Annotated in this window: 22 protein-coding genes; 8 read left to right on the top strand and 14 right to left on the bottom strand. The window is 62.0% G+C overall.

Annotated features, from left to right (window positions below; all coding sequences use genetic code 11):
* Positions 1–91: 91 nt before the first annotated feature.
* The 9 genes from msrQ to mrcB form a co-directional block, all read right to left on the bottom strand.
* Positions 92–703: a protein-methionine-sulfoxide reductase heme-binding subunit MsrQ gene (gene msrQ / locus B2S33_RS05195; protein WP_288650005.1), complete on the bottom strand. Its 612-nt coding sequence runs from the start codon at positions 701–703 to the stop codon at positions 92–94.
* Positions 703–1,716 carry a protein-methionine-sulfoxide reductase catalytic subunit MsrP gene (gene msrP, locus B2S33_RS05190; RefSeq protein ID WP_027915385.1) on the bottom strand — a complete coding sequence of 338 codons (1,014 nt, stop codon included), beginning with the start codon at positions 1,714–1,716 and terminating at the stop codon, positions 703–705. Before msrP ends, msrQ begins: the two co-directional genes overlap by 1 nt.
* 79 nt (positions 1,717–1,795) lie before the next feature.
* The gene (gene pssA / locus B2S33_RS05185) at positions 1,796–2,647 is read right to left on the bottom strand and encodes a CDP-diacylglycerol--serine O-phosphatidyltransferase (protein ID WP_023533151.1); all 852 of its coding nucleotides are present in this window, start codon (positions 2,645–2,647) and stop codon (positions 1,796–1,798) included.
* 150 nt (positions 2,648–2,797) lie between these two features.
* The gene (gene ilvC / locus B2S33_RS05180) at positions 2,798–3,814 is read right to left on the bottom strand and encodes a ketol-acid reductoisomerase (protein ID WP_023533144.1); all 1,017 of its coding nucleotides are present in this window, start codon (positions 3,812–3,814) and stop codon (positions 2,798–2,800) included.
* A gap of 58 nt (positions 3,815–3,872) precedes the next feature.
* Positions 3,873–4,364: an acetolactate synthase small subunit gene (gene ilvN / locus B2S33_RS05175; protein ID WP_003250040.1), complete on the bottom strand. Its 492-nt coding sequence runs from the start codon at positions 4,362–4,364 to the stop codon at positions 3,873–3,875.
* 1 nt (position 4,365) lies between these two features.
* The gene (locus B2S33_RS05170) at positions 4,366–6,090 is read right to left on the bottom strand and encodes an acetolactate synthase 3 large subunit (protein WP_023533127.1); all 1,725 of its coding nucleotides are present in this window, start codon (positions 6,088–6,090) and stop codon (positions 4,366–4,368) included.
* 407 nt (positions 6,091–6,497) lie between these two features.
* Entirely contained in the window at positions 6,498–6,827 is a 330-nt protein-coding gene (locus B2S33_RS05165; protein WP_023533148.1) for a YqcC family protein, read from the bottom strand.
* A 2-nt stretch (positions 6,828–6,829) separates the two neighbouring features.
* On the bottom strand, positions 6,830–7,609 hold the full coding sequence (locus B2S33_RS05160) for a tetratricopeptide repeat protein (RefSeq protein WP_027915386.1): 780 nt from the start codon (positions 7,607–7,609) through the stop codon (positions 6,830–6,832).
* A gap of 27 nt (positions 7,610–7,636) precedes the next feature.
* Positions 7,637–9,958, bottom strand: a complete 2,322-nt coding sequence (mrcB, locus tag B2S33_RS05155; RefSeq protein ID WP_028687825.1) for a penicillin-binding protein 1B — start codon at positions 9,956–9,958, stop codon at positions 7,637–7,639.
* Between the two features lie 115 nt (positions 9,959–10,073).
* On the opposite strand from mrcB, the gene B2S33_RS05150 reads away from it, so the two are divergent.
* Both B2S33_RS05150 and B2S33_RS05145 read left to right on the top strand, forming a co-directional pair.
* Complete coding sequence (locus tag B2S33_RS05150) at positions 10,074–11,636, top strand: bifunctional aminoglycoside phosphotransferase/ATP-binding protein (RefSeq protein ID WP_288650003.1); 1,563 nt, start codon at positions 10,074–10,076, stop codon at positions 11,634–11,636.
* 138 nt (positions 11,637–11,774) lie between these two features.
* A complete protein-coding gene (locus B2S33_RS05145; RefSeq protein WP_027915389.1) occupies positions 11,775–12,077 on the top strand; it encodes a TfoX/Sxy family protein in 303 nt (100 codons plus the stop codon).
* Positions 12,078–12,267: 190 nt separating this feature from the next.
* Here the strand turns inward: B2S33_RS05145 and B2S33_RS05140 are convergent, their stop codons facing one another.
* Genes B2S33_RS05140 through B2S33_RS05130 form a run of 3 tightly spaced genes read right to left on the bottom strand, consistent with a single transcriptional unit; the run spans position 12,268 to position 14,953 of the window.
* Positions 12,268–13,035 (bottom strand): heme ABC transporter ATP-binding protein, encoded by a 768-nt coding sequence (locus B2S33_RS05140; protein ID WP_104925835.1) that lies wholly within the window; start codon positions 13,033–13,035, stop codon positions 12,268–12,270.
* Positions 13,035–14,018, bottom strand: a complete 984-nt coding sequence (locus tag B2S33_RS05135; protein WP_173645898.1) for a FecCD family ABC transporter permease — start codon at positions 14,016–14,018, stop codon at positions 13,035–13,037. Before B2S33_RS05135 ends, B2S33_RS05140 begins: the two co-directional genes overlap by 1 nt.
* A gap of 50 nt (positions 14,019–14,068) precedes the next feature.
* Positions 14,069–14,953, bottom strand: a complete 885-nt coding sequence (locus B2S33_RS05130) for a heme/hemin ABC transporter substrate-binding protein (RefSeq protein ID WP_288650002.1) — start codon at positions 14,951–14,953, stop codon at positions 14,069–14,071.
* A 150-nt stretch (positions 14,954–15,103) separates the two neighbouring features.
* Here B2S33_RS05130 and B2S33_RS05125 point away from each other — a divergent pair, with 150 nt between their 5' ends.
* On the top strand, positions 15,104–15,421 hold the full coding sequence (locus tag B2S33_RS05125; RefSeq protein WP_049696576.1) for a Rieske (2Fe-2S) protein: 318 nt from the start codon (positions 15,104–15,106) through the stop codon (positions 15,419–15,421).
* Here the strand turns inward: B2S33_RS05125 and sfsA are convergent.
* Together sfsA and B2S33_RS05115 are read right to left on the bottom strand one after the other, a co-directional pair.
* Positions 15,411–16,124: a DNA/RNA nuclease SfsA gene (sfsA, locus tag B2S33_RS05120; protein ID WP_027915394.1), complete on the bottom strand. Its 714-nt coding sequence runs from the start codon at positions 16,122–16,124 to the stop codon at positions 15,411–15,413. The genes B2S33_RS05125 and sfsA overlap by 11 nt on opposite strands.
* Positions 16,124–17,296, bottom strand: coding sequence for a pyridoxal phosphate-dependent aminotransferase (locus B2S33_RS05115; RefSeq protein WP_280078261.1), 1,173 nt, complete (start codon positions 17,294–17,296; stop codon positions 16,124–16,126). The genes sfsA and B2S33_RS05115 overlap by 1 nt, the downstream gene beginning before the upstream one ends.
* Positions 17,297–17,506: 210 nt before the next feature.
* On the opposite strand from B2S33_RS05115, the gene dksA reads away from it, so the two are divergent.
* From dksA to B2S33_RS05090, 5 genes are all read left to right on the top strand, one after another.
* Entirely contained in the window at positions 17,507–17,953 is a 447-nt protein-coding gene (dksA, locus tag B2S33_RS05110) for an RNA polymerase-binding protein DksA (protein ID WP_023533176.1), read from the top strand.
* Positions 17,954–18,016: 63 nt separating this feature from the next.
* On the top strand, positions 18,017–18,904 hold the full coding sequence (gluQRS, locus tag B2S33_RS05105; RefSeq protein WP_288650000.1) for a tRNA glutamyl-Q(34) synthetase GluQRS: 888 nt from the start codon (positions 18,017–18,019) through the stop codon (positions 18,902–18,904).
* A gap of 146 nt (positions 18,905–19,050) precedes the next feature.
* On the top strand, positions 19,051–19,227 hold the full coding sequence (locus B2S33_RS05100) for a hypothetical protein (protein WP_003250005.1): 177 nt from the start codon (positions 19,051–19,053) through the stop codon (positions 19,225–19,227).
* A complete protein-coding gene (locus tag B2S33_RS05095; protein WP_027915397.1) occupies positions 19,211–22,186 on the top strand; it encodes a sensor histidine kinase in 2,976 nt (991 codons plus the stop codon). The genes B2S33_RS05100 and B2S33_RS05095 overlap by 17 nt, the downstream gene beginning before the upstream one ends.
* A 4-nt stretch (positions 22,187–22,190) precedes the next feature.
* Complete coding sequence (locus B2S33_RS05090; protein WP_027915398.1) at positions 22,191–23,630, top strand: sigma-54-dependent transcriptional regulator; 1,440 nt, start codon at positions 22,191–22,193, stop codon at positions 23,628–23,630.
* Positions 23,631–23,669 lie beyond the last annotated feature (39 nt).

Here is a 23,669-nt window from a genome sequence, read left to right as displayed (position 1 = left end):
GGAAGTGGGGCGCATTATAAGCGGATTAGGAACTGCGTCAACCACTATTTTCAGAAATCGCGAGACAAGCACCTATTACCCCAATACCAACTCAAGCCGACCTTCCCCGTCGGCGGTGTACGCGGGGAAGCGAACGGGCAACAGCCGGTATCCTCAGCACTATCAATAGCAGCCCAATAAAGGCATAGACAGCCCACTCCCGCAGATCAGATCGCACAATCCATAGGAAATGCAGCAGCCCCAAGCCCAGTACCGCGTAGACCAGCCTGTGCAGCTTTTTCCATCGCGCGCCCAGGCGGCGCTGACTGTAGCGATTGGAGGTGACCGCCAACACCAGCAAACCAAGCAAGCCAAGCGCACCGACGATGATGTACGGCCGCTTGCGCAGCTCTACCGTCAACTGTCCCCAGTCCAACCCCAGGATAAAGAACAGATACGCCAGCACGTGCAACACGATGTAGGCAAACACCCACAGCCCAAGTTGACGTCGCACCACGATCCAGCCCGGCCAACCCGTAACCCGCTGCAATGGCGTCATGCACAGGCTGATCAATAGAAACACCAAGGCGCCCAACCCCAATCGATCCATCAACACCTTGCCCGGATCAGGGCCCAACAGGTTGACCGAGGCCTCATAGAGCCACCAGGCCGGAAACAAGCAGCCTGCCATGAATATGCCCAGACGAAACCAGGGGTATCGCATCAGTAGTTCTTCCGCAGATCGAGCCCGTCATATAGCGACGCCACCTCATCGGCATAGCCGTTGAACATCTGTGTCTCCCGCACGTTGGGACTGAACAGCCCGCTAGGTAACCTGCGTTCACGAGCCTGGCTCCAGCGCGGGTGATCGACCGTCGGGTTCACATTGGCATAGAAACCATACTCGTCCGGGGCCAACCCCTGCCACGTGGTTTTCGGTTGTTCTGCCACCAGGCTGATGCGCACGATCGACTTGATGCTTTTGAAACCATACTTCCAAGGCACGACCAACCTGAGCGGCGCCCCGTTCTGGTTCGGCAGCTCCCGGCCATACATACCGACTGCCAGGATGGCCAACGGATGCATCGCCTCATCCAGGCGCAGCCCCTCTTCATAAGGCCAATCGATCAATGCAAAGCCAGAACGTTGGCCGGGCATGCTCTTGGGATCCTCGAGCGTTTCGAAACGGACATAACGGGCCTTGGAGGTGGGCTCGACCTGCTTGAGCACGTGCGCCAATGGAAAACCCAGCCACGGAATGACCATCGACCACGCCTCCACGCAGCGAAGCCGGTAGACACGCTCTTCAAGTTGGTAGGGTTTGACGAAGTCCTCCAGTGCGTAGCGACCGGGTTTACCCACTTCCCCATCGATGACAACGCTCCAGGGTTCGGTCTTGAGGCTGTCTGCGTTGGCAGCCGGGTCGCCCTTGTCGGGCCCGAACTCATAGAAGTTGTTGTAGTGGGTGGCATCCTTGAAGGGGGTCACGGCTTCGTTCTGGACTGTCACCGCCTGCCAGCGGGTATCGGGCAGCTTTTCGGCAAACCAGGCAGGCGCCTTGCCAGCCTGTACGTCAGGATAGCGAGACGGCTCGCCAGCCAGGACATTGCCCGGCAACGTACCCAGTGCCAGACCCGCGAGCGAACCGCCCATCAGGGCGCGGCGCGAGAGATAGAGACCTTCAGGGGTGATCTCCGACGCCTTGCATTCGGAAGACCTGGAAAGCTTGATAAGCATGAGCGGCTCCACAGCACTGGATAACGGATGTACCAGTAAGACTATGGAGCCGGAGGGTTATTCCACAATTAAGCGATTATCACCCTTTTCGGCGACGCGAGCGCAGCAGGAACTGAATGGGGCCGGAAGCCGCATAGGCCAGGAAGGCCAGCAGCAGAATGCGCGGTGGATCGCTGAAGACCACCGCGAACACCAGCACCACGGCAAGGATCGCCACGAAAGGTACACGCCCCTTGAGGTCAAGCTCCTTGAAACTGTTGTACTTGATGTTGCTGACCATCAGCATGCCCGCAGCCGCCACCAACAGCGCCACCAGGAACGAGAGCTTCGAGCCCTGGATGCCATAGTCGCTGAACGCCCATACGGTACCGGCTACCACACCGGCCGCAGCCGGGCTGGCCAGGCCGATGAAATAGCGTTTGTCGGCGGTTCCCACCTGTGTATTGAACCGCGCCAGGCGAAGCGCGGCACCGGCCACATAAATGAAGGCCACCATCCAGCCGACCTTGCCCATGTCACCCAGCGCCCAGCCAAAGGCCAGCAGGGCCGGGGCCACGCCGAAGGCGACCATGTCCGACAGCGAATCGTACTCGGCGCCGAAGGCGCTCTGGGTATTGGTCATGCGCGCCACCCGGCCATCGAGGCCATCGAGCACCATGGCCACGAAGATGGCGATGGCAGCAAAGGCAAAATACTTGCTCGCTTCGCGTGGATCGCCAGCGCTCAGGGCACTCTGCGCGTTCATTGAACTGATGATGGAATAGAAACCGGCGAACAGGTTCGCGGTGGTGAACAGGTTGGGCAGCAGATAAATGCCGCGATGACGCACCTTGCGCCCTTCGTCGTCATGCCCCTCTTCAATGTGCTCATCGACAGGTAGCAGGCTTTCGGCGTCGGAGGGCTTGTTCGGCTCTTCGGGACGTTCGCTCATGGAGGGTACCTTGCAACAGGATGGAAAAAGTTCGACACGGGCCCGCTAAACAGGTTCTGACGGCGGGCCACTGGTCTGCTTTATACCAGAAGCTGGCTGCCAGAACGAAAAAACGCGGCCTAAGCCGCGTTTTTCATCGTTCGACGAACCTTAGTTCTTGGTCTTGTCGACGATCTTGTTGGCCGAGATCCACGGCATCATCGAACGCAGTTTCTCGCCGATGACTTCGATGCCGTGCGCGGCGTTGTTACGGCGCTTGGCGGTCATCGATGGGTAGTTGGTAGCACCTTCGGAGATGAACATCTTCGCGTACTCGCCGTCCTGGATGCGCTTGAGTGCATTGCGCATGGCTTTACGGGATTCTTCGTTGATGACTTCCGGACCGGTCACGTACTCGCCGTATTCGGCGTTGTTGGAGATCGAGTAGTTCATGTTGGCGATACCGCCTTCGTACATGAGGTCAACGATCAGCTTCAGCTCGTGCAAGCACTCGAAGTAGGCCATTTCAGGGGCATAGCCCGCTTCGACCAGAGTCTCGAAACCAGCCTTGACCAGTTCGACGGTACCGCCACACAGCACGGCCTGCTCGCCGAACAGGTCGGTTTCGGTCTCGTCCTTGAAGGTGGTTTCGATGATACCGGTACGGCCACCACCCACACCCGAGGCGTAGGACAGGGCAACGTTCTTGGCATTGCCAGAAGCATCCTGATAGATGGCGATCAGGTCAGGGATACCGCCACCTTTGACGAACTCGGAGCGCACGGTGTGACCCGGGGCTTTCGGTGCGATCATGATCACGTCGAGGTCGCCGCGTGGAACCACCTGGTTGTAGTGAATCGCGAAGCCATGGGAGAACGCCAGGGTAGCGCCCTTCTTGATGTTTGGTTCGATTTCCTGCTTGTACAGCTGGCCCTGGAATTCGTCCGGGGTCAGGATCATGACCAGGTCGGCAGCGGCGACCGCCGAGGCTACGTCGGTCACTTTCAGGCCGTGGGCTTCTGCCTTGGCAACGGTGGCCGAACCTTTACGCAGACCGATAGTGACGTCCACACCGGAGTCTTTCAGGTTGCACGCCTGAGCGTGGCCTTGGGAGCCGTAGCCGATGATGGCGACTTTCTTACCTTGGATGATGGAAAGGTCGCAGTCTTTATCGTAGAAAACTTTCATGAAATACCCCTGGTTATATCCCGGCCCCAAAGGAGCCATCGCTAATTTATTGTTGAATTCAGATGCTGAGCACTTTGTCGCCACGGGCAATGCCGGTAACGCCGCTGCGCACGGTTTCGAGAATCGATGCGGTGCCGATGGCCTGGATGAAGCTGTCCAGCTTGTCGCTGGTGCCGCTCAGTTGCACGGTGTACACGCTGGCGGTCACATCGACGATCTGGCCACGGAAGATATCCGTGGTGCGCTTGATCTCGGCACGCTGGGCACCGGTGGCCTTGACCTTGACCAACATCAGCTCGCGTTCGATATGAGCGCTTTCCGACAGGTCGACAAGCTTGACCACTTCGACCAGCTTGTTCAGGTTCTTGGTGATCTGTTCGATCACTTCGTCATGGCCAACGGTGGTCAACGTCAGACGCGACAGGGTCGGGTCTTCAGTCGGCGCCACGGTCAGGCTTTCAATGTTGTAGTTGCGCTGGGAGAACAGGCCGACCACACGGGACAAGGCACCCGGTTCGTTTTCCAGCAGCAGGGAGATGATATGCCGCATATCAGGTACGCTCCGTCTTGCTCAGCCACATGTCACGCATCGAACCGTCCTTGATCTGCATCGGATAGACATGCTCGCTGCGGTCAACCGCGATGTCGATGAACACCAGGCGATCCTTCATCGCGAAGGCTTCCTCGAGCTTGGGCTTGAGGTCCTTCAGGCTGGTAATGCGGATACCCACATGGCCATAGGCCTCGGCCAGCTTGATGAAGTCAGGCAGCGACTCGACATAAGAGTGCGAGTGACGGCCGTTGTAGGCCATGTCCTGCCACTGGCGAACCATGCCCAGCACACCGTTGTTCATGTTGACGATCTTGACCGGCAGGCCGTACTGCATGCAGGTCGACAGCTCCTGGATGTTCATCTGGATGCTGCCTTCACCGGTTACACAGGCCACGTCCTGGTCCGGGAAATTGAGCTTGATGCCCATCGCTGCCGGGAAGCCGAAGCCCATGGTGCCCAGGCCACCGGAGTTGATCCAGCGGTTGGGTTTGTTGAAGCGGTAGTACTGGGCAGCGAACATCTGGTGCTGGCCCACGTCCGAGGTCACAAAGGCATCGCCGTTGGTAACTTCGCACAGGGTCTCGATGACTTTCTGCGGCTTGATGACATTGCCGTCGCCCTTGTCATAAGGGAACAGCTCGCCATTGCCACGCCATTCGTCGATCTGCTTCCACCAGGCATCCAGCGACGCCTTCTCAGGCTGCTCGCCGATTTCCTTGAGAATGCCGATCATCTCGGACAACACGCTGTCCACTGGGCCAACGATCGGTACGTCGGCCTTGATCATCTTGGAGATCGACGCCGGGTCGATGTCGATGTGGATGATCTTGGCGTTCGGGCAGAACTTGGCCGGGCCGTTGACCACACGGTCGTCGAAACGCGCGCCTACGGCGAAGATGACATCGGCGTTGTGCATGGCCATGTTGGCGGTGAAGCTGCCATGCATGCCCAGCATGCCAAGGAACTGGCGATCGGTACCCGGGAAGCAGCCCAACCCCATGAGGGTATTGGTGACGGGCAAGTTCAGCGACTTGGCGATCTCGGTCAGGGACTCGGATCCACCACCCAGGATCACGCCGCCGCCGGCGTAGACGATCGGGCGCTTGGCAGCCAGCAGCATTTCTGCTGCCTTGCGAATCTGCCCGGAATGACCGCGCACGGCCGGGCTGTAGGAGCGCAGCTTGACCTTCTTGGGGTACACGTACTCGAATTTTTCAGCCGGGTTGGTCATGTCCTTGGGGATATCGACCACCACCGGGCCTGGGCGGCCGGATTGCGCCAGGTAGAACGCTTTTTTCAGGATTTCCGGAATCTCGGTCGGGTTCTTGATCATGAAGCTGTGCTTCACGATAGGCCGGGAGATACCGATCATGTCGGTTTCCTGGAAGGCATCGGTACCTACCATGGTGCTAGGCACCTGGCCGGATAGAATGACCATCGGAATGGAGTCCATGTAGGCAGTGGCAATGCCCGTGATGGCATTGGTCGCACCCGGGCCGGACGTCACCAGCACCACGCCGGCCTTGCCGGTAGCGCGGGCGTAGCCGTCGGCCATGTGGGTCGCCGCCTGTTCGTGGCGAACCAGGATGTGCTCGACTTCCGGTTCCTTGAACAGCGCGTCGTAGACGTGCAGGAGAGCACCACCAGGGTACCCGTAGATGTGCTTAACGCCTTCGTCACGCAAGAAGCGGACGACCATCTCAGCGCCAGATAAAAGCTCCACGTTGTTCACCTCTAAAACGCCAGAATACCGCCCCAACAGGCGGGTCTTAATAGGTTTACTGCCAAGCAGAGCATGAGCGAACGTCAGCACTGACTGAGCAAGTATTGGGAGCTCCCCAGAGTGTTGCGGGGGTTTCCCACCCAGCGCGAGGTAACGCGTTGCGGGGTGTAACAGGTCGGCGCGGGTGTGCGCCTCATGATCTGCTTAGCGGGTCTGCTTCTGGCAGTCCCACTACAGCGGAAGTTGGATTCTTGTGATTTGGCGGCGACAAGTCAAGAAAAATTATTGCCAATTTTCAGCCAAGATGAATTCCTGGCACCACTAAAAATCACTAAAGCAGCAGGAAAATTAAGATTTCCATAAAAAAGGGCCACAATCTGCGGCCCTTGAAGGAAAATTGGAAGAAATCAGGCGGTCGGGGCGATCAATTGGTCGAATGCTGCCAACAGTCGGCGCAGCTCCCGGCTCTGCTCCGGCCGGTTCACGAACACGGTTTCAGCCATGGTGAGGATCCCCGACGCATTGGGCAATGGATGACCCAACTCGATGATGATCTTCATGCGCGGCAGAAAAATCCACTGCAGCCACTGCTCGAAACGCAAGGTGTCGACCGCAAAGGGCACCGTGCTCTCCAGGGCATCGTCGTCAGGCGCCTCGTCGTCCCACCAACCTTGCACCTGCAACTCACGCTCGATCAGCATCAGGTGATCGGCAATGGCCAGTACCCGCGGTTCCACCGTCACGAGCTCACCCGTGCCTTTTGCCGTGCCTGCGCTGCCCCGGCACTGTCGCCTTGCTTTTCACGCGCCTGGGCGATCGTATTCCACAACTCGGCCTGCAAGCTCGGACGACCATTGGCATAGGTCAGCGCACGGCGCGCCAACTGCTCGGCCTGCGGGGCGTCGCCCTGGGACAGCCTTACCTGCGCCAACCGGTAGAGCACCTGCGGCTCGCGCGGTGCGATCCGCTGGGCCCGCTCCAGGCTCGACGCCGCGCCGTTGAAATCGCCGCTGCCCTGCTGCGTCTGGGCGGTGGTCAGCAGTGCCAGCACCGGCCCATCGAGCTGTTCGTCAGCGGACAACCCGCCGCCAGCGCCGCTACGCGGAATGCCGGTAGGCGCGCTGTTGGCCTTGGGGGCCGATGCGCTGTTCATTGACGCGATATCGAAAGGCTCGTCGGCAATGGGGTTAGGGTCAGTGGTAATCGGTTGGGCGTTAACCGGCTCGGTGGTGATCGGCGTCGTGCTGATAGGCGCCGCGCCATTGCCAGCAGGGAACGTCTGGATGCCGGACGCCCCGGCCCCCTGGGGAATCATCACCGTGACGCCGGAATCCTCCGGCAGGGTCTGCGCCTGGGGCGTGCCGGCGTTGATGCCAGGGGCCTGGCGCTTGGCCGTGACGCGCTCGCTGTTGGACACGCGGGTACTGGAGTCGACCACCGGTATATTGCCGCGAGGCACGCTGGAGCACCCCTGGAGCACCACCAGCGCCGTCACGGCAGGAAACAGCCACTTGTTCACGTCACACCTCTTCAATGCAGCCTGTGCTTAATTCATCCAGCCCTTGACCCAGTCCATGACCGATTCAGCTGGATTCTGCTCGCCGCCACAGGTCGCGCCGGCAGGCGGTTCACTCCCGCGAATATACGGCATCTGCACGGCGCCCGGACAGCTGCTGTCAGACCCCTGGCCGCTGTACGGATCGATCCAGGCCTGCACAACGTTGTCGGGCTGGGGCATGTCGAGCGGCAGTGGGTCGGCTTTTTTCATGAAGCTGGTCCACACCTGCAGCGCGCCGGTAGCGCCGGTGAAGGGCGTTTTACCGTTGTCGTCGCGGCCCATCCAGACCACTGCCAGCAGGTCCTGGCTGAAGCCTGAGAACCAGCTGTCACGTGAATCGTTGCTGGTACCGGTCTTGCCCGCCAGGGTGAGGGTGCGCGGCAAGGTGTTGTATACCGAGCGCCCGGTGCCTTCACGCATGACCCGCTGCATGGCGTTCTGGACCAGGTAGATGGCCGCCGGGTCGAACGTCTGCTGGATCTGGAACGGGTAGCGCTTGAGCGGTTCGCCTTCGGCTGTCAGTACACTGCGAATACCGCGCATCGGCGTGTTGAAGCCGCCGTTGGCCAGGGTCTGGTACATGGTCGCGACCTGCATCGGCGACATTCCGCCTGCACCCAGCAACATCGATGGGAACGCCGGCCAGTCCACATCCACACCCAGGCGCCCGATGGTCTTGATCACGTTCGGCACACCCACTTCCAGGCCGAGCTTGGCGGTGGAGAGGTTGTACGAGTGCGCCAGCCCCTGGTACAGGTAGATGGTGCCGTGCGAACGCCTGTCGTAGTTCTGCGGGCGCCATACCTGTCCGTTGGCAGCCTTGACCGAGAACGGTTCGTCCTGCACCCAGCTGGTCAGGGTGTACTTGCTCGGCTGCTCGAGGGCCGTCAGGTACACCGCCGGTTTGACCAGGGAACCAATCGGGCGCACGGCATCGATGGCTCGGTTGAAGCCGGCAAAGCCCGACTGGCGGCTGCCGATCAGTGCCTGCACCTCGCCGGTCTCCGGGTTGGTCACGACCATCGCCGATTCCACCTCGTCGGCGCCCTTGCGCCCGGCCAGGCGCTTGAACGTCTCGTTCATCGAAGTTTCGGCTTTCATCTGCAGGATCGGGTCGAAGCTGGTGAAAATGCGCAGCCCTTCTTCGGTCAAGTCTTCGTCGCGGTAGTCCTGACGCAGCTGGCGCTTGACCAAGTCGAGGAAGGCCGGGAACGAACTGTCGGCCAGACTGCCGCGCTTGGTGACGCCCAGCGGCATCTTCTTCGCCGCATCCACTTCGGCCTGGCTGGCCACACCCTGCTCGGCGACCAGGTCCAGTACCAGGTTACGCCTGGCCAACGCACGTTCCGGGTAACGGCGCGGGTTGTAGTAGGACGGGCCCTTGACCATGCCGACCAGCAACGCAATTTGATGCAGCTTGAGCTCGGATAACGGCTGGCTGAAGAAGAACTGGCTGGCCAGGCCGAAACCGTGCACGGCACGCTGACCGTCCTGGCCGACGAACACCTCGTTAAGGTAGGCCTCCAGGATTTCGCGCTTGTCGTAATGCAGTTCCAGCAATACCGCCATCATCGCCTCGGTCAGCTTGCGGCTCAGGCTGCGCTCACTGGTGAGGTAGAAGTTCTTGACCAACTGCTGGGTCAGGGTACTGCCACCCTGACGCATTGATCCGGACGAGGTATTGACCCACATGGCCCGGGCGATGGATTTGGGCGACACGCCCAAGTGACTGTAGAAATCGCGGTCTTCGGTGGCCACAAGGGTTTCGAGCAGGTACTTGGGCACCTGGTCGATCTTGATCAGGATGCGATCCTCCAGGTTCTTGGGGTAGATGCCGCCGATCATCAGCGGCTCCAGCCGCACCACATCCAAGGCCTTGCCGTCGGCGCCCGCCAGTCCCGCCACGTAATCACCGGAGAACCGTACACGGACGAACTGGGCAGGCTCCATGCCCTCATAGAACTGGAACCCACGTGTATTGAGGTCCACCGTGTTGCCGTTCACCGCTGCCGCGCCTGGCCCATTGGCGGCACTTTCACGGCGATAACCCAGCGCGTCGAGTTCGGTGAGGAAGTCGTTCTTGCTCAGTTTCTGGCCGGTGAACAGCTCCAGCGGCCTGGCATACACCTTGGCGGGGATAGTCCAGCGCTTGCCGGAAAACTTTTCCTGCACGACGGCATCGAGGTAGACCGCGAAGCCAGCGATGATCACCAAGCCGACCAGGCTGAGCTTCAAAGCCCAGCCCAGCCAGGCACGGGAGCGGCCGGTCGGGCGTTTTTTGGGGGTACGGGAATTTCGAGATCGAGTCATGGCGGCGGATTATACGCACTTTACTGAGGCTGGGCAGGCGGCCCGGCGGTAGGCAGGGACGGCACCATTGACCATAATGGCCGATTCGAATTCCCTGCCCCCGGAAGGATTTCCCGTGAGCCAAGCCCTCATCACTGCGTTGCAGAACCCTGCCCTGTACCCCCACCCCGTGGATGGGTTCCACCTCATCGAGACGCATATCTCCTGGGTATTGCTCACGGGTGAGTATGCCTACAAGATCAAGAAGCCGATGAACTTCGGCTTCCTCGACTTCACCCACCTGGATCAGCGCCAGCACTTCTGCAACGAAGAACTGCGCCTGAATCAGCGCCTGACCGACGGTCTGTACCTGGAGGTGCTGCCAATCACCGGCACCGCCGACGCCCCGCAGATCGGTGGAGAGGGCCAGGCCATCGAATTCGCCTTGAAAATGCGCCAGTTCCCACAGGGACAGATGCTGTCAACTCTCCAGGCCAACGGTGAGCTGACCGCTGCCCATGTCGACCAGATGGCCCGCCAGATCGCCGAGTTCCACATGCAGGCGCCTCGCGTGCCGGTGGAGCACCCGCTGGGTACGCCAGAAAGCGTGATGGCACCGGTGGAGCAGAACTTCGAACAGATCCGTCCGTTTCTGAGCGACAAGGCCGACCTGCAACAGCTCGACGCCCTGCAAGCTTGGGCGCGCAGCAGTTTCGATCGCTTGCATGGGCTGCTCGAACGCCGCAAGGCCGAAGGTTTCATTCGCGAATGCCACGGCGACATTCACCTGGGCAACGCGACCCTGATCGATGGCCAGGTGGTGATCTTCGATTGCATCGAATTCAATGAGCCCTTCCGCCTGACCGACGTCTATGCCGATACCGGCTTCCTGGCCATGGACCTCGAGGACCGCGGGCTCAAGTGCCTGGCCCGGCGTTTCATCAGCCAGTACCTGGAACTGACCGGCGACTATGAAGGGCTGGAGTTGCTCAACTTCTACAAGGCCTACCGCGCCCTGGTGCGTGCCAAGGTCGCGCTGTTCAGCATGCCTGCCGACGCCGATGGCGTACAGAAGGCCACGACCCTGCGTACCTACCGCAACTACGCCAATCTCGCAGAAAGCTACAGCGCCATTCCTTCACGCCTGCTGGCCATTACCCATGGGGTTTCGGCAGTCGGCAAGAGCCATGTCGCCATGCGTCTGGTCGAAGCGCTGGGCGCCGTGCGCGTGCGCTCGGATGTGGAACGCAAACGTCTGTTCGGCGAACAGGCGCAAGACACGACAGGCCAGTTGAGCGCAGGCATCTACGACCAAGAGGCCAGTGCAGCCACTTACCAGCGCCTTCACCAGATTGCAGGTACCGTGCTGCGGGCAGGCTTGCCGGTGGTACTCGACGCCACCTACCTCAAGCATGCACAGCGCCAAGCCGCCGCCGACGTCGCGAGCCAAACAGGCGTCCCCTTCCTGATCCTCGATTGCCATGCCCCGGATGCCGTGATCAGCAGCTGGCTGCAGCAACGCCAGGCGCAGAACCAGGATCCGTCGGATGCCACCCTGGAGGTCGTTCAGGCCCAACAGGCAAGCCGTGAGCCGTTGGCTGCCAAGGAAGTCGCCTTGAGCACGCCGGTAGACACCCAGGCGAGCAGCAGCATGGACCATGTCATCGAGCAAATCCGTCAGCGCCTGCCAGGGCTCTGATACCTGAAGCGGCAAGACGCCGTTTCAAGCGACGCGCCTCCGACCTGCGGCCTTGTCAAAAGGCCGCGCACGTGTAGGGCCCCGCTACACTTGCTCCAGCGCCATGCGCTCTTTCCTCAACCATCGCAAGGAGGCGTGATGACCGAGGATCTGCAATGCCTGAAAAACCTTGGCAAGACGTCAGTCCAGTGGCTTAAGGCCGCCGGCGTGCAAACCCCGTCGGATCTGCGCCGCCTTGGCGCAGTCCAGGCCTACTTGACGGTGAAGGCTCGCGGTTTTCGCGCTACCAAGGTACTGCTGTTCGCCATCGAAGGCGCCCTGCTGGATGTTGCCTGGAGAGCGCTGCCGCACCCGCGCAAGACGGCACTGCTCGAGCTGCTGGAAGCCGCCACTCGGCGCGAGGCAAAAATAAAGTGTAATAAGCTATTGACCCACGAATGAGAATCGTTATGATTATCACAACTGGTCGCGAGACTGGTTGGATAACCTCAGAGCCCTTGGTTCGGACTCTCAGATTATCTCCTCATCAGGCTAATCACGGTTATTGACCCGGCATTTTGCCGGGTCTTTTTTTGCCTGGCTGTTCAGGTCGAGTACCCGACCGACGTCATGAACACGGCCTGCTTCTCTTTCAGCGGGCGATGACCAACGGATGCCCACGCTCAGGGTGCGCCTGCACGATGACATCGATTCCGAAGACAGCCTTGAGCGCCTCTGGGGTGAGCACACCGGCAGGGCTGGCCAAGGCGTAACTGCGCCCCTGTTCCAGCAACAGGATCTGGTCGCAGAACCGCGCTGCCAGGTTAAGGTCATGCAGAATGAGCAAAACGGCAGCGCCACGATCTGCGAAACGACGCACCGCCTCCAGGGTCGTGTGCTGGTGCAGCGGGTCGAGCATGGAGGTGGGCTCGTCGAGCAACAACGTCACGCCCTCTTCGCCCGGCCACAACTGCGCCATCACCCGTGCCAGGTGCACCCGCTGGCGCTCGCCACCCGACAGCGCCAGGTAACTGCGCTGTGCAAGGTGGGCTGCATCTGCTGCCTGCAATGCCGCCTCCACAATCTGTGCGTCACGCAGGCGCCCTGTGGCATGCGGCATGCGCCCCATCCCCACGACGTCCTGCACCTGGAACGCAAAACCGAGGCTGGCCACCTGTGGCAACACCGCCAATCGCTGCGCGCGCTCGGGGCCGGCCCAGCCCGACAGCGGTCGCCCTTGCAGTGTCACTCGCCCCTGCGCAGGCACGAGTTCGCCACTGAGCGCTCCCAGTAGACTGCTTTTGCCCGCACCATTCGGGCCCAATACACCGACGATCTGCCCAGGCGGTAGCTGCAGATCGATACCCCGCAGAACGTCCTGTTGACCACGGCGCAGGTAGAGGCCTTCGGTTTGCAGCATCACGCGCGCCCTCGGATCAGCAGGTACAAGAAAAACGGCGCGCCAATGAAAGCGGTGACGATACCAATGGGAAGCTCGGCAGGGGCCAGCAGCAGCCGCGCCACCAGATCGGCCATCAGCATCAAGGCGCCACCTGCCAACAAGGAGGCAGGTAATACCACCCGGTGGTCAGGGCCGGCCAGCATTCGCACCAAATGCGGCACCACCAGGCCGATGAAACCGATCAAGCCGGCTGCGGCCACCGCCGCCCCGACACCCAATGCCGTGCAGAACACCAACTCGCGCTTCAAGCGCTCGACGTCGATACCCAGATGGCGGGCTTCGGACTCCCCCAGCATCAGCACGTTGAGCGCCCTCGCCCGGCGAGGTAGCCAGAGCGAAACGCCCGTCGCGACCAGCAGCAGAGGCCAGATCCGCGCGTAACTTGCGCCATTGAGGCTGCCCAGGTTCCAGAACGTCAAGGTGCGCAGGGTGGCGTCATCTGCCAGGTAGCTGAAGAGCCCCACGGTCGCGCCGCCCAGTGCGGTCATGGCCACCCCGGCCAGCAGCATGGTGGCCACATTGGTCTGCCCGTCGCGCCTGCCTAGCCGGTATACCAGCGCGGTCACACCCAGTCCGCCCAGAAACGCACACAGCGACAACAGATACGGTGACAAACCCTCGGGTATGTTACCCAGCCATTGACTCCCAACGATCGCGACTGCGGCGCCAACCGCCGCACCGGCCGCCACGCCTACCAGCCCAGGGTCTGCCAGCGGGTTGCGAAACAACCCCTGCATGGCCACCCCCGACAAGGCCAGCACCGCGCCCACAGCCAGCCCCAGCAGCGTTCGCGGGAGGCGGATCTGGCCAATGATCATCTGCGCCTGCTGCAAACCCTCTGCTGCAAGCGGTACACCCAAAAGCCGCAAGCTGGCCTGCAGAGTATCGGTCAGCGGCAGACTCACGGGCCCCAGCGACAAGGAAAGCAGGATGGCGAGCACGCATGCACAGCCCAGCCAGATGAACAACGTGCGCGGTCGAACCCGTGGCCTCATGGCGCGAAGCGGATAGTGGCCGACGGATAGAACGCAGCGGCCAGCACCCTAAGCGTGGCTGGCAAGCGCGGCCCCAGCCCACCGACCAGCAAGGTCGGGTCAAGCTGAACCAGGCGCTGATCGTGCACTGCACGCGAGGCGGCCAGTGCAGGGTTTTCCTTCAACAGTGCCTGCAAGGCTGCTTGATCGGTGAGCACGCGGTCCGAGAACACGATGACGTCCGGGTCCAGCGCCGCGAGCGCCTCGCTGGAAAAGTCCTTGTAGCCCTGATGGGTTGCAAGGTTACGTCCCCCGGCCTGCTGCAAGACCCAATCCCCTGCCGTGCCGGTACCTGCCAACAGCGGCTTGGCACCGGCATGCCCCACGAGCAACACCACGCCGGGCGCGGGCTGCTCGGCTTGTGCCTGGCGTACCTTGTCGTGCAGTTCATCGAGCTGATGGCGAAAGTCTTCAGTCGCACGTGCGGCATGCGCCTGGGCCCCAAGCAGCTCGCCCAGGCGCTTGAGGGTCTGCCCGAGGGCATCGATATCAGGCTGGCTGGAGAACACCTCGACGTGCACGCCGGCCCTGGTGATCTGTGCCAACACCGGCGGTGGGCCCATTTCATCCGTACCTATCAACCTGTCAGGGCGCAGGCTCAGAATGCCTTCGGCGGACAACTGGCGCTGATAACCAATACTGGGCAGTGCTTTCAAGGAGGCTGGATGTTGGCTGGTGGTATCGACGCCGACCAACCGCCGCTCAGCGCCCAACGCGACCACCCACTCGCTCAAGGCACCGCCAGCACTGACCCAACGGCTTGACTGTTCGGCTGCCAGGGCCTTGGTGCAGAGCAGTGGGCAGGCGGCAAGAACAAGCACGGCGGCAAGGCGACGCATCATTGGATTTCCTTTATTGGATTGGCCCCCACACCTTGTAGCAGGCGGCAGAACTGCGCACCATGCAACGCCAGGCGCAGCGAATGACAGCCATTTGATAATTGTTCGCATTGACGCGTCAAGTCGACCACCGTTCCAAGAGTCAGGCCTGCCATGCACTTTCTTTGCCCCTCCCACAGCTTGCCCGAAGGCCAGAGCCGCCCGTTCGATGTAGACGGCGTTCTCCTGCTGGGCGTTCGCCGCCAAGGCAGCGTCTACCTCTACCGCAACCGCTGCCCGCACCGTGGCATTGCATTGAACGGGCCGCAGGAACGTTTTCTGGACGACAGCAACAGCCTTATTCACTGTAGCCACCACGGCGCACTCTTTTTGATCGAGACGGGCGAATGTGTGTCCGGGCCTTGCGAAGGCGAGTCGTTGCAGGCCCTGGACTGCCTCGAAGACAGTCAGGGCATCTGGCTCAAGGCGTGAGGATCACCGGCAGGCGCCGGTCAATGACGATGCCCTCGGCATCCAGCCGGGTCCCATAGGCCAGCACTTCGACCCCCTCGGCCGCCGCCACCTTCAGCGCTTGGGCATAGGCCATGTCGATCTCATCGGCCGGTCGTACGGCCTCGATACCCGTCAGGTTCACGCAATACAGCTGAACCGCCCGTATGCCCTGACGCGCCAGCTTGGCCAGCTCGCGCAGGTGCTTGGCACCGCGCTGGGTGACGGCGTCCGGGAACGCCGCCGTGGTGCTGTCGGCGTAACCCAGGGTTACGCTTTTCACTTCCACGTAAGCCGGTGCACCGTCGAATTCCAGACGAAAATCGATGCGACTGCCTTCTTCACCGTAGGCCACCTCCCGCTTGAGTGCAGTGAAACCTGCCAGTTCGGTGATGATCCCCGCCCGCAGCGCCTCCTCCACCAATGCGTTGGCGCGGCCGGTGTTGACGCACGCCAGCCTACCTTGCGGGGTTTCGCTGATTTCCCAGGTGCCTGGCAGTTTGCGTTTCGGGTCACTTGAGCGACTGAACCACACCAGGCCACCCTCGCGCATGCAATTGAGCATGGAGCCGGTGTTGGGGCAATGGATGGTCAGCTGCTCGCCAGTGGCCAGTTCGATGTCGGCCAGAAAGCGCTTGTACCGGCGCAGCAGCCGACCTTGTTCAAGGGCAGGAGAAAAGCGCATCAGCCCTGCCAGCTCTGCAGGCCACGGGCAATCCGCTGGACCGCTTGCTCCAGGCGCGGCAGGCTTTGGGTGTAGGCGAAGCGCACATGATGGCCGGCCAGGTGGCGACCAAAGTCCAGCCCAGGGGTAAACGCCACGTGCTCGGTTTCCAGGAAATGTCGGCAGAAGCCGAAGGCATCACCCCCGAATGCGCTGATATCGGCGTACAGATAAAACGCGCCCTGGGGCTCCACGGCGATTTTGAAACCCAGGCTGCGCAGGGCTGGCAGCAGGTAATCACGGCGTTTGGCAAATTCTGCCCGGCGCGCCTCGAAGATCCCGAGCGCCTCCGGCTGGAAGCAGGCCAGCGCGGCGTGCTGGGCCATGCTGGGTGCGCTGATGTAGAGGTTTTGCGCCAGTTTCTCAAGGTCAGCCACCGCATCTTCGGGTGCCACCAACCAACCCAGGCGCCAACCGGTCATGCCGAAATATTTGGAAAAGCTATTTAGCACAAACGCCGAATCGTCCACTTCGAGCACGCTGGGCGCGTCCATGCCATAGGTCAGGCCGTGGTAGATCTCGTCCACGACTAGGTGACCGTCGCGGGCGCGCGTGGCTTGGGCAAGGCTGGCCAACGCCTCGCGCCCCAGCACCGTCCCCGTCGGGTTGGCAGGTGATGCCACCAAGGCGCCGACCGTATCGGCATTCCAGTGTTTGTGCACCAGCTCTGCATCGAGCTGATAGTTCACCTCAGGCCCTACGGGCACCAACTGCGCCCCGCCCTCGACCAGGCGCAAGAAGTGGCGATTGCACGGGTAGCCCGGGTCGGCCAGCAGCCAATGCTTGCCGGGATCGACCAGCAGGCTGCTGGCCAGCAGCAGCGCCCCGGAACCACCTGGCGTGATCAGGATGCGCTCCGGATCGACGTCAAGGCCGTAGCGCTGACCATAGAAACCGGCGATTGCCTGGCGCAGTGCCGGCAGACCACGGGCGGCCGTGTACCGGGTGTGGCCTTCGGCAAGCGCGGCTTGCCCAGCGGCAACGATGGGCGCCGCCGTGGTGAAGTCCGGCTCGCCGATCTCGAGGTGGATCACGTCATGCCCGGCTGCCTGCAGCTCATTGGCACGCGCCAGCAGCGCCATGACATGGAAGGGTTCGATGGCGCGACTGCGCGCACTGTAGGGTTGTGCCATGTCCTTCTCTCAATCGGGTCTAAACTTGGGATTCTACCCTTGCGCGCAATCGAACGTACGGTTCGCGCCGGTGTCAGTAAGCAGGATCGGGCGGGCTAGCGCACCCCCGATCTATCTGGTAAGTTCGGCGGCTCGCAGTCGCAGGGCCGGCGGTCGCCGGAGATGGAGCATCCTGCGCATAGGATCAGATGAGTGAGAGGCGGTCTATTCATGTCCACCGTAGAAAAGCAAAAAACCGGTCAAACCATGTACGGTGTCGAGCCCTATCAAGAGACCAAGGGCGAAGAATACATGGGTGAGCCCATGAAGAAGCACTTCACCAAGCTTCTCAATGCCTGGAAAGGCGAGCTCATGCAGAGCGTGGACCGCACCGTGGACCACATGAAGGACGAAGCGGCGAACTTCCCCGACCCGGCCGACCGTGCCAGCCAGGAAGAAGAATTCGCCCTCGAGCTGCGCAACCGCGACCGCGAGCGCAAGCTGATCAAGAAAATCGACAAGACCCTGCAAAAGATTCAGGACGAAGAATACGGCTGGTGCGATTCCTGCGGGATCGAGATTGGCTTGCGCCGTCTGGAGGCCCGTCCTACCGCCGACCTGTGCTTTGACTGCAAGGAAATTGCCGAGAAGAAAGAAAAGACCGTCGGCAAAGGCTGATCGTCTTCTTCTCCAAACGGGGCGCATCATGCGCCCCGCTTCATTTATATGCCCTGCCCGATCATGACCCAGTCCCGTTACATCGGCCGCTTTGCCCCCACCCCCAGCGGTTTCCTGCATTTTGGCTCCCTGGTAGCCGCCCTGGCGTCCTGGCTGGACGCCCGAGCCGTGGGCGGGCGTTGGCTGCTGCGCATGGAGGACACCGACCCGCCACGGGAAATGCCCGGCGCGCGCGATGCCATCCTGCAAACCCTGGAGCGCTACGGCCTGGAATGGGATGGCGAAGTGGCTTTCCAGAGCCTGCGCTTTGATGTTTATGCCAGCGTGGTCGACCGCCTGTTCAACATGGGCCTGGCATACGCCTGCACCTGTTCGCGCAAGCAGCTGGAAGCGTACGGCGGCATCTACCCCGGCTTTTGTCGCAACGCCGGGCATGCCCGCGAAGGTGCGGCGATTCGTATCCGGGTACCGGAGCTGACCTACCGCTTCACCGACCGGGTACAAGGTGAGTACGAGCAGCACCTGGGCCGCGACGTCGGCGACTTCGTCATTCAGCGCCGCGACGGGCTCTATGCCTATCAGTTGGCGGTGGTGCTCGATGACGCCTGGCAAGGCATCACCGACATCGTGCGCGGCGCCGACTTGCTCGACAACACTCCCCGTCAACTGTACCTGCAGGAGTTGCTCGGCTTCACGCAGCCGCGCTACCTGCATGTCCCGCTGATCGTCCAGCCTGACGGCCACAAGCTGGGCAAGTCGTACCGCTCCCCGCCCTTGCAGGCCGACCAGGCCACCCCGCTGCTGCTGCGCGCGCTCAGGGCACTGGGCCAGGACACGCCCGCGCAGCTCGCAAGCGCCACCCCGGCCGAAGTGCTGGACCTGGCACGTGCGCAGTGGCGGCCCGAACGCATTGCCCAGCGCACCACGGTCCCTGAGGCCGACTTGCGCTAGGCCGGGTTTCGATAACCCGCCAACCTGAATCAAAAGGCCATGAAATTCAAACCCTTGGCCAACGCTGCCGATTCCCGCTAGCATCCGCCACGCCATATGCGCCAATAATAGATCCACACCCGCAGCGCCCAACCGTCGAGGCCCGCATGTACATCTATCGTTTGGTCCTGCTTCTGGTCGTGGGGATCTACCTGTTCTCCCCGGCCATCATGGACTGGTGGATCGAGCCCACCGGAGCCTGGTACCGCCCGTACCTGCTCTGGCTCATCCTGATCGTCGTCACTTTCATCCTGCAGAGCCAACGAGATGCCGATGAGCTTTAGCCTGACCCAGATGATCCTGATCAGTGCCGGCTACCTGCTGGTGCTGTTCGGCGTGGCCTGGGTCAGCGAACGCGGCTTGATACCGCGCTCGATCATCCGCCACCCCCTTACCTACACCTTGTCGCTGGGGGTTTATGCCAGCGCCTGGGCGTTCTACGGATCGGTCGGGCTGGCCTACCAGTACGGCTACGGCTTTCTGGCCTGTTACCTGGGGGTATCAGGGGCGTTCCTGCTGGCACCGGTGTTGCTGTATCCGATCCTGAAGATCACCCGGACCTACCAGCTATCGTCCCTGGCCGATCTGCTGGCTTTTCGCTTTCGCAGCACCTGGGCCGGGGCTCTGACCACGGTGATCATGCTGATCGGGGTGTTGCCGCTGCTTGCCCTGCAGATCCAGGCCGTGGCCGACTCCATCAGCATCCTCACCGGGGAGCCGGTCAAGGCCCGGGTAGCGTTCGCCTTCTGTGCCCTCATCATCCTGTTCACCATCTTCTTCGGTTCAAGGCACATCGCTACCCGTGAGAAGCACGAGGGGCTGGTCTTCGCCATCGCCTTCGAGTCGGTGATCAAGCTCATCTCCCTGGGTGGCATCGGCCTTTATGCCCTGTATGGTGTCTTTGGCGGGCCCCACGGCCTGGAGGTCTGGCTGCTGCAGAACCAGACGGCGCTCGCGGCCCTGCACACGCCCTTGCAGGAAGGCCCGTGGCGCACCTTGCTGCTGGTGTTCTTCGCCTCGGCGATCGTCATGCCGCACATGTACCACATGGCGTTCACCGAAAACCTCAACCCGCGTTCGCTGGTCAGCGCCAGCTGGGGGCTGCCGCTGTTCCTGCTGCTGATGAGCCTGGCCGTGCCCCTGGTGCTGTGGGCCGGCTTGCGCCTGGGCGCCAGTACCAACCCGGAATACTTCACCTTGGGGTTGGGCATCGCGGCCAACAACCAGGCCTTGGCCCTGCTGGCCTATGTCGGCGGGCTTTCGGCAGCCAGCGGGTTGATCATCGTGACCACCCTCGCCCTCTCGGGCATGGCGCTCAATCACCTGGTCCTGCCGCTGTACCAGCCGCCTGCCGAGGGCAACATCTACCGCTGGCTGAAGTGGACGCGCCGGGCCTTGATCGTGGCCATCATCACCGCCGGCTTCATGTTCTACCTCACCCAGAGCAACCACCAGAGCCTGGCCAACCTGGGCATCGTCGCGTTCGTGGCCACCTTGCAGTTCCTGCCAGGGGTCCTGTCGGTGCTGTACTGGCCCACGGCGAATAGGCGGGGGTTCATTGCCGGCTTAGTGGCGGGCACCCTGGTGTGGATGGGCACCATGCTGCTGCCGCTGCTGGGTAACCTGCAGGGTTTCTACATCCCCTTGCTGGACATGATCTACGTGCTCGACGACACCAGCTGGCACATGGCAGCCATTGCATCGCTGGCCGCCAACGTGCTGCTGTTCACCTTGATCTCCTTGTTCACCAATGCCAGCAACGAAGAGGTGGCCGCGGCCGAAGCCTGCGCCGTCGACAACGTCCGCCGTCCCCAGCGCCGCGAACTGCACGCCGCCTCGCCACAGGAGTTCGCCACCCAGTTGGCCAAGCCACTGGGCGCCAAGGCCGCGCAGAAAGAAGTGGAGCAAGCCCTGCGCGACCTGTATCTGCCCTTCGACGAGCGGCGCCCCTACGCCCTGCGTCGGTTGCGCGACCGCATCGAGGCCAACCTGTCCGGCCTGATGGGCCCAAGCGTGGCCCAGGACATGGTGGAGACCTTCCTGCCCTACAAGTCGGGCAATGAAAACTATGTGACCGAAGACATCCACTTCATCGAAAGCCGGTTGGAAGACTACCACTCGCGCCTGACCGGCCTGGCTGCCGAACTCGACGCGTTGCGCCGCTATCACCGCCAGACGCTTCAGGAGCTGCCGATGGGGGTATGTTCCCTGGCCAAGGACCAGGAAATCCTCATGTGGAACAAGGCCATGGAAGAGCTGACCGGCATTGCGGCCAAGCACGTGGTCGGTTCGCGCCTGATCACCATTGCCGAACCCTGGCGGGGCCTGCTGCAGGGCTTCATCAATGTGCCGGATGAACACTTGCACAAGCAGCGCCTGGCGCTGGACGGCCAGCCGCGCTGGCTGAACCTGCACAAGGCCGCCATCGACGAACCGCTGGCCCCAGGCAACAGTGGCCTGGTGCTGCTGGTGGAAGACCTGACCGACACCCAGGCCCTGGAAGACAAGCTGGTGCACTCCGAACGCCTGGCCAGCATCGGTCGCCTGGCGGCGGGTGTGGCCCACGAGATCGGCAACCCGATCACCGGCATCGCCTGCCTTGCGCAGAACCTTCGCGAGGAGCGCGAAGGGGATGGGGAAATCATCGAGCTGTCCAGCCAGATCCTCGAACAGACCAAGCGGGTGTCGCGCATCGTGCAGTCGCTGATGAGCTTCGCCCATGCAGGCGGCAGTCATCAGAACAGCGAAGAACCCGTGTGCCTGGCCGAAGTGGCCCAGGACGCCATTGGCCTGCTGGCCTTGAATCGGCGCAACTTCGACGTGCAGTTCTTCAACCTGTGCGACCCCGACCACTGGGCAGAGGGCGACCCGCAGCGCCTGGCTCAAGTGCTGATCAACCTGCTGTCCAATGCGCGGGACGCTTCCCCACCCGGCAGCGCGATCCGCGTGCGCACCGTGGGCTGCGAGCACACGGTCGACCTGATCGTGGAGGATGAGGGCAGCGGCATTCCGAAGAACATCATGGATCGCTTGTTCGAACCCTTCTTCACCACCAAGGACCCTGGCGAGGGAACCGGGCTGGGCCTTGCGCTGGTCTATTCCATCGTGGAAGAGCATTATGGACAAATCACCATCGACAGCCCGGCCGATATCGAACGGCAACGTGGCACACGGATCCGCGTGACCCTGCCCCGGCATGTCGTAGCGACGTCCCCTGAAAATCGAGACCGTCGAGAGAATTGAATCAATGCCGCATATTCTGATCGTCGAAGACGAAACCATCATCCGCTCGGCCCTGCGACGCCTGCTCGAACGGAACCAGTACCAGGTCAGCGAAGCCGGCTCGGTGCAGGAAGCACAGGAACGCTTCAGCATTGCGACCTTCGACCTGATCGTCAGCGACCTGCGCCTGCCGGGTGCCCCTGGCACCGAGTTGATCAAGCTCGGCGAGGGCAGGCCTGTGCTGATCATGACCAGCTACGCCAGCCTGCGCTCGGCCGTGGACTCGATGAAAATGGGCGCGGTCGACTACATCGCCAAGCCGTTCGATCATGATGAGATGCTCCAGGCGGTTGCGCGCATCCTGCGTGATCGGCCAAGCGCGCCTCCCGCAGCCCCTGAGCCACGCCCGGTTTCCGGCAAGTCTGCCCCGGCGGACAAAGCCAGCGCACCGGCGACCAACGGAGATATCGGCATCATCGGTTCCTGCGCCCCCATGCAGGACATGTTCAACAAGATCCGCAAGGTCGCCCCTACCGATTCCAATGTGCTGATCCAGGGTGAATCAGGCACCGGCAAGGAACTGGTCGCCCGCGCGCTGCACAACTTGTCTCGGCGGGCCAAGGCACCGATGATTTCGGTCAACTGCGCGGCGATTCCCGAAACGCTCATCGAGTCCGAGCTGTTCGGTCACGAAAAGGGCGCCTTTACCGGCGCCAGCGCAGGCCGGGCCGGGCTGGTGGAGGCTGCTGACGGCGGCACCTTGTTCCTTGACGAGATCGGCGAACTGCCACTCGAAGCTCAGGCGCGCCTGTTGCGCGTGCTTCAGGAAGGGGAAATTCGCCGGGTGGGTTCGGTACAGTCGCAAAAGGTCGACGTGCGCCTGATCGCGGCCACTCACCGAGACCTGAAAAACCTGGCCAAGGCCGGTCAGTTCCGTGAAGACTTGTATTACCGCTTGCACGTGATCGCGCTCAAGCTACCTGCCCTGCGCGAGCGTGGCAGCGATGTGAACGAAATTGCCAGTGCCTTCCTGGCCCGCCAGTGCGCGCGGATCGGGCGCGACGATCTGCACTTCTCTTCCGAGGCAGAGCAGGCCATTCGTCACTACAGCTGGCCCGGCAACGTGCGAGAACTGGAAAACGCCGTGGAGCGCGCGGTGATCCTGAGCGAGAGCCCGGAAATTTCGGCGGAGCTATTGGGCATCGACATCGAGCTCAGCGAGCTGGACGAGGACGAGCTGCTCGACAGTACGCTGACCGTGGCCGGTGCCGCCACGGCCAGTCATGAGCCGACCGAAGACCTGTCGCTGGAGGACTACTTCCAGCATTTCGTGTTGGAGCATCAGGACCACATGACCGAGACCGAGCTGGCACGCAAGCTGGGCGTCAGCCGTAAATGCCTTTGGGAGCGCAGGCAGCGCCTGGGTATTCCACGCCGTAAAACCAACGCCACCAGCGAGAACTGATTCAACCGGGCAGGCGTCATCTCCTGCCCGTCTTCGGTC

It is taken from the genome of Pseudomonas sp. UBA5568 (assembly GCF_002425525.1).
Taxonomy (GTDB): domain Bacteria; phylum Pseudomonadota; class Gammaproteobacteria; order Pseudomonadales; family Pseudomonadaceae; genus Aquipseudomonas; species Aquipseudomonas fulva.
This window is presented reverse-complemented; position numbering and strand designations above follow the sequence as displayed.

Bases quoted from the DNA above. Each gene is read 5' to 3' on its own strand.
- msrQ (WP_288650005.1), bottom strand. From the start codon at position 703: ATGCGATACCCCTGGTTTCGTCTGGGCATATTCATGGCAGGCTGCTTG.
- msrP (WP_027915385.1), bottom strand. From the start codon at position 1,716: ATGCTTATCAAGCTTTCCAGGTCTTCCGAATGCAAGGCGTCGGAGATC.
- pssA (WP_023533151.1), bottom strand. From the start codon at position 2,647: ATGAGCGAACGTCCCGAAGAGCCGAACAAGCCCTCCGACGCCGAAAGC.
- ilvC (WP_023533144.1), bottom strand. From the start codon at position 3,814: ATGAAAGTTTTCTACGATAAAGACTGCGACCTTTCCATCATCCAAGGT.
- ilvN (WP_003250040.1), bottom strand. From the start codon at position 4,364: ATGCGGCATATCATCTCCCTGCTGCTGGAAAACGAACCGGGTGCCTTG.
- mrcB (WP_028687825.1), bottom strand. From the start codon at position 9,958: ATGACTCGATCTCGAAATTCCCGTACCCCCAAAAAACGCCCGACCGGC.
- B2S33_RS05145 (WP_027915389.1), top strand. From the start codon at position 11,775: ATGACCGAGGATCTGCAATGCCTGAAAAACCTTGGCAAGACGTCAGTC.
- B2S33_RS05140 (WP_104925835.1), bottom strand. From the start codon at position 13,035: ATGCTGCAAACCGAAGGCCTCTACCTGCGCCGTGGTCAACAGGACGTT.
- B2S33_RS05130 (WP_288650002.1), bottom strand. From the start codon at position 14,953: ATGATGCGTCGCCTTGCCGCCGTGCTTGTTCTTGCCGCCTGCCCACTG.
- B2S33_RS05125 (WP_049696576.1), top strand. From the start codon at position 15,104: ATGCACTTTCTTTGCCCCTCCCACAGCTTGCCCGAAGGCCAGAGCCGC.
- sfsA (WP_027915394.1), bottom strand. From the start codon at position 16,124: ATGCGCTTTTCTCCTGCCCTTGAACAAGGTCGGCTGCTGCGCCGGTAC.
- B2S33_RS05115 (WP_280078261.1), bottom strand. From the start codon at position 17,296: ATGGCACAACCCTACAGTGCGCGCAGTCGCGCCATCGAACCCTTCCAT.
- dksA (WP_023533176.1), top strand. From the start codon at position 17,507: ATGTCCACCGTAGAAAAGCAAAAAACCGGTCAAACCATGTACGGTGTC.
- gluQRS (WP_288650000.1), top strand. From the start codon at position 18,017: ATGACCCAGTCCCGTTACATCGGCCGCTTTGCCCCCACCCCCAGCGGT.
- B2S33_RS05100 (WP_003250005.1), top strand. From the start codon at position 19,051: ATGTACATCTATCGTTTGGTCCTGCTTCTGGTCGTGGGGATCTACCTG.
- B2S33_RS05095 (WP_027915397.1), top strand. From the start codon at position 19,211: ATGCCGATGAGCTTTAGCCTGACCCAGATGATCCTGATCAGTGCCGGC.
- B2S33_RS05090 (WP_027915398.1), top strand. From the start codon at position 22,191: ATGCCGCATATTCTGATCGTCGAAGACGAAACCATCATCCGCTCGGCC.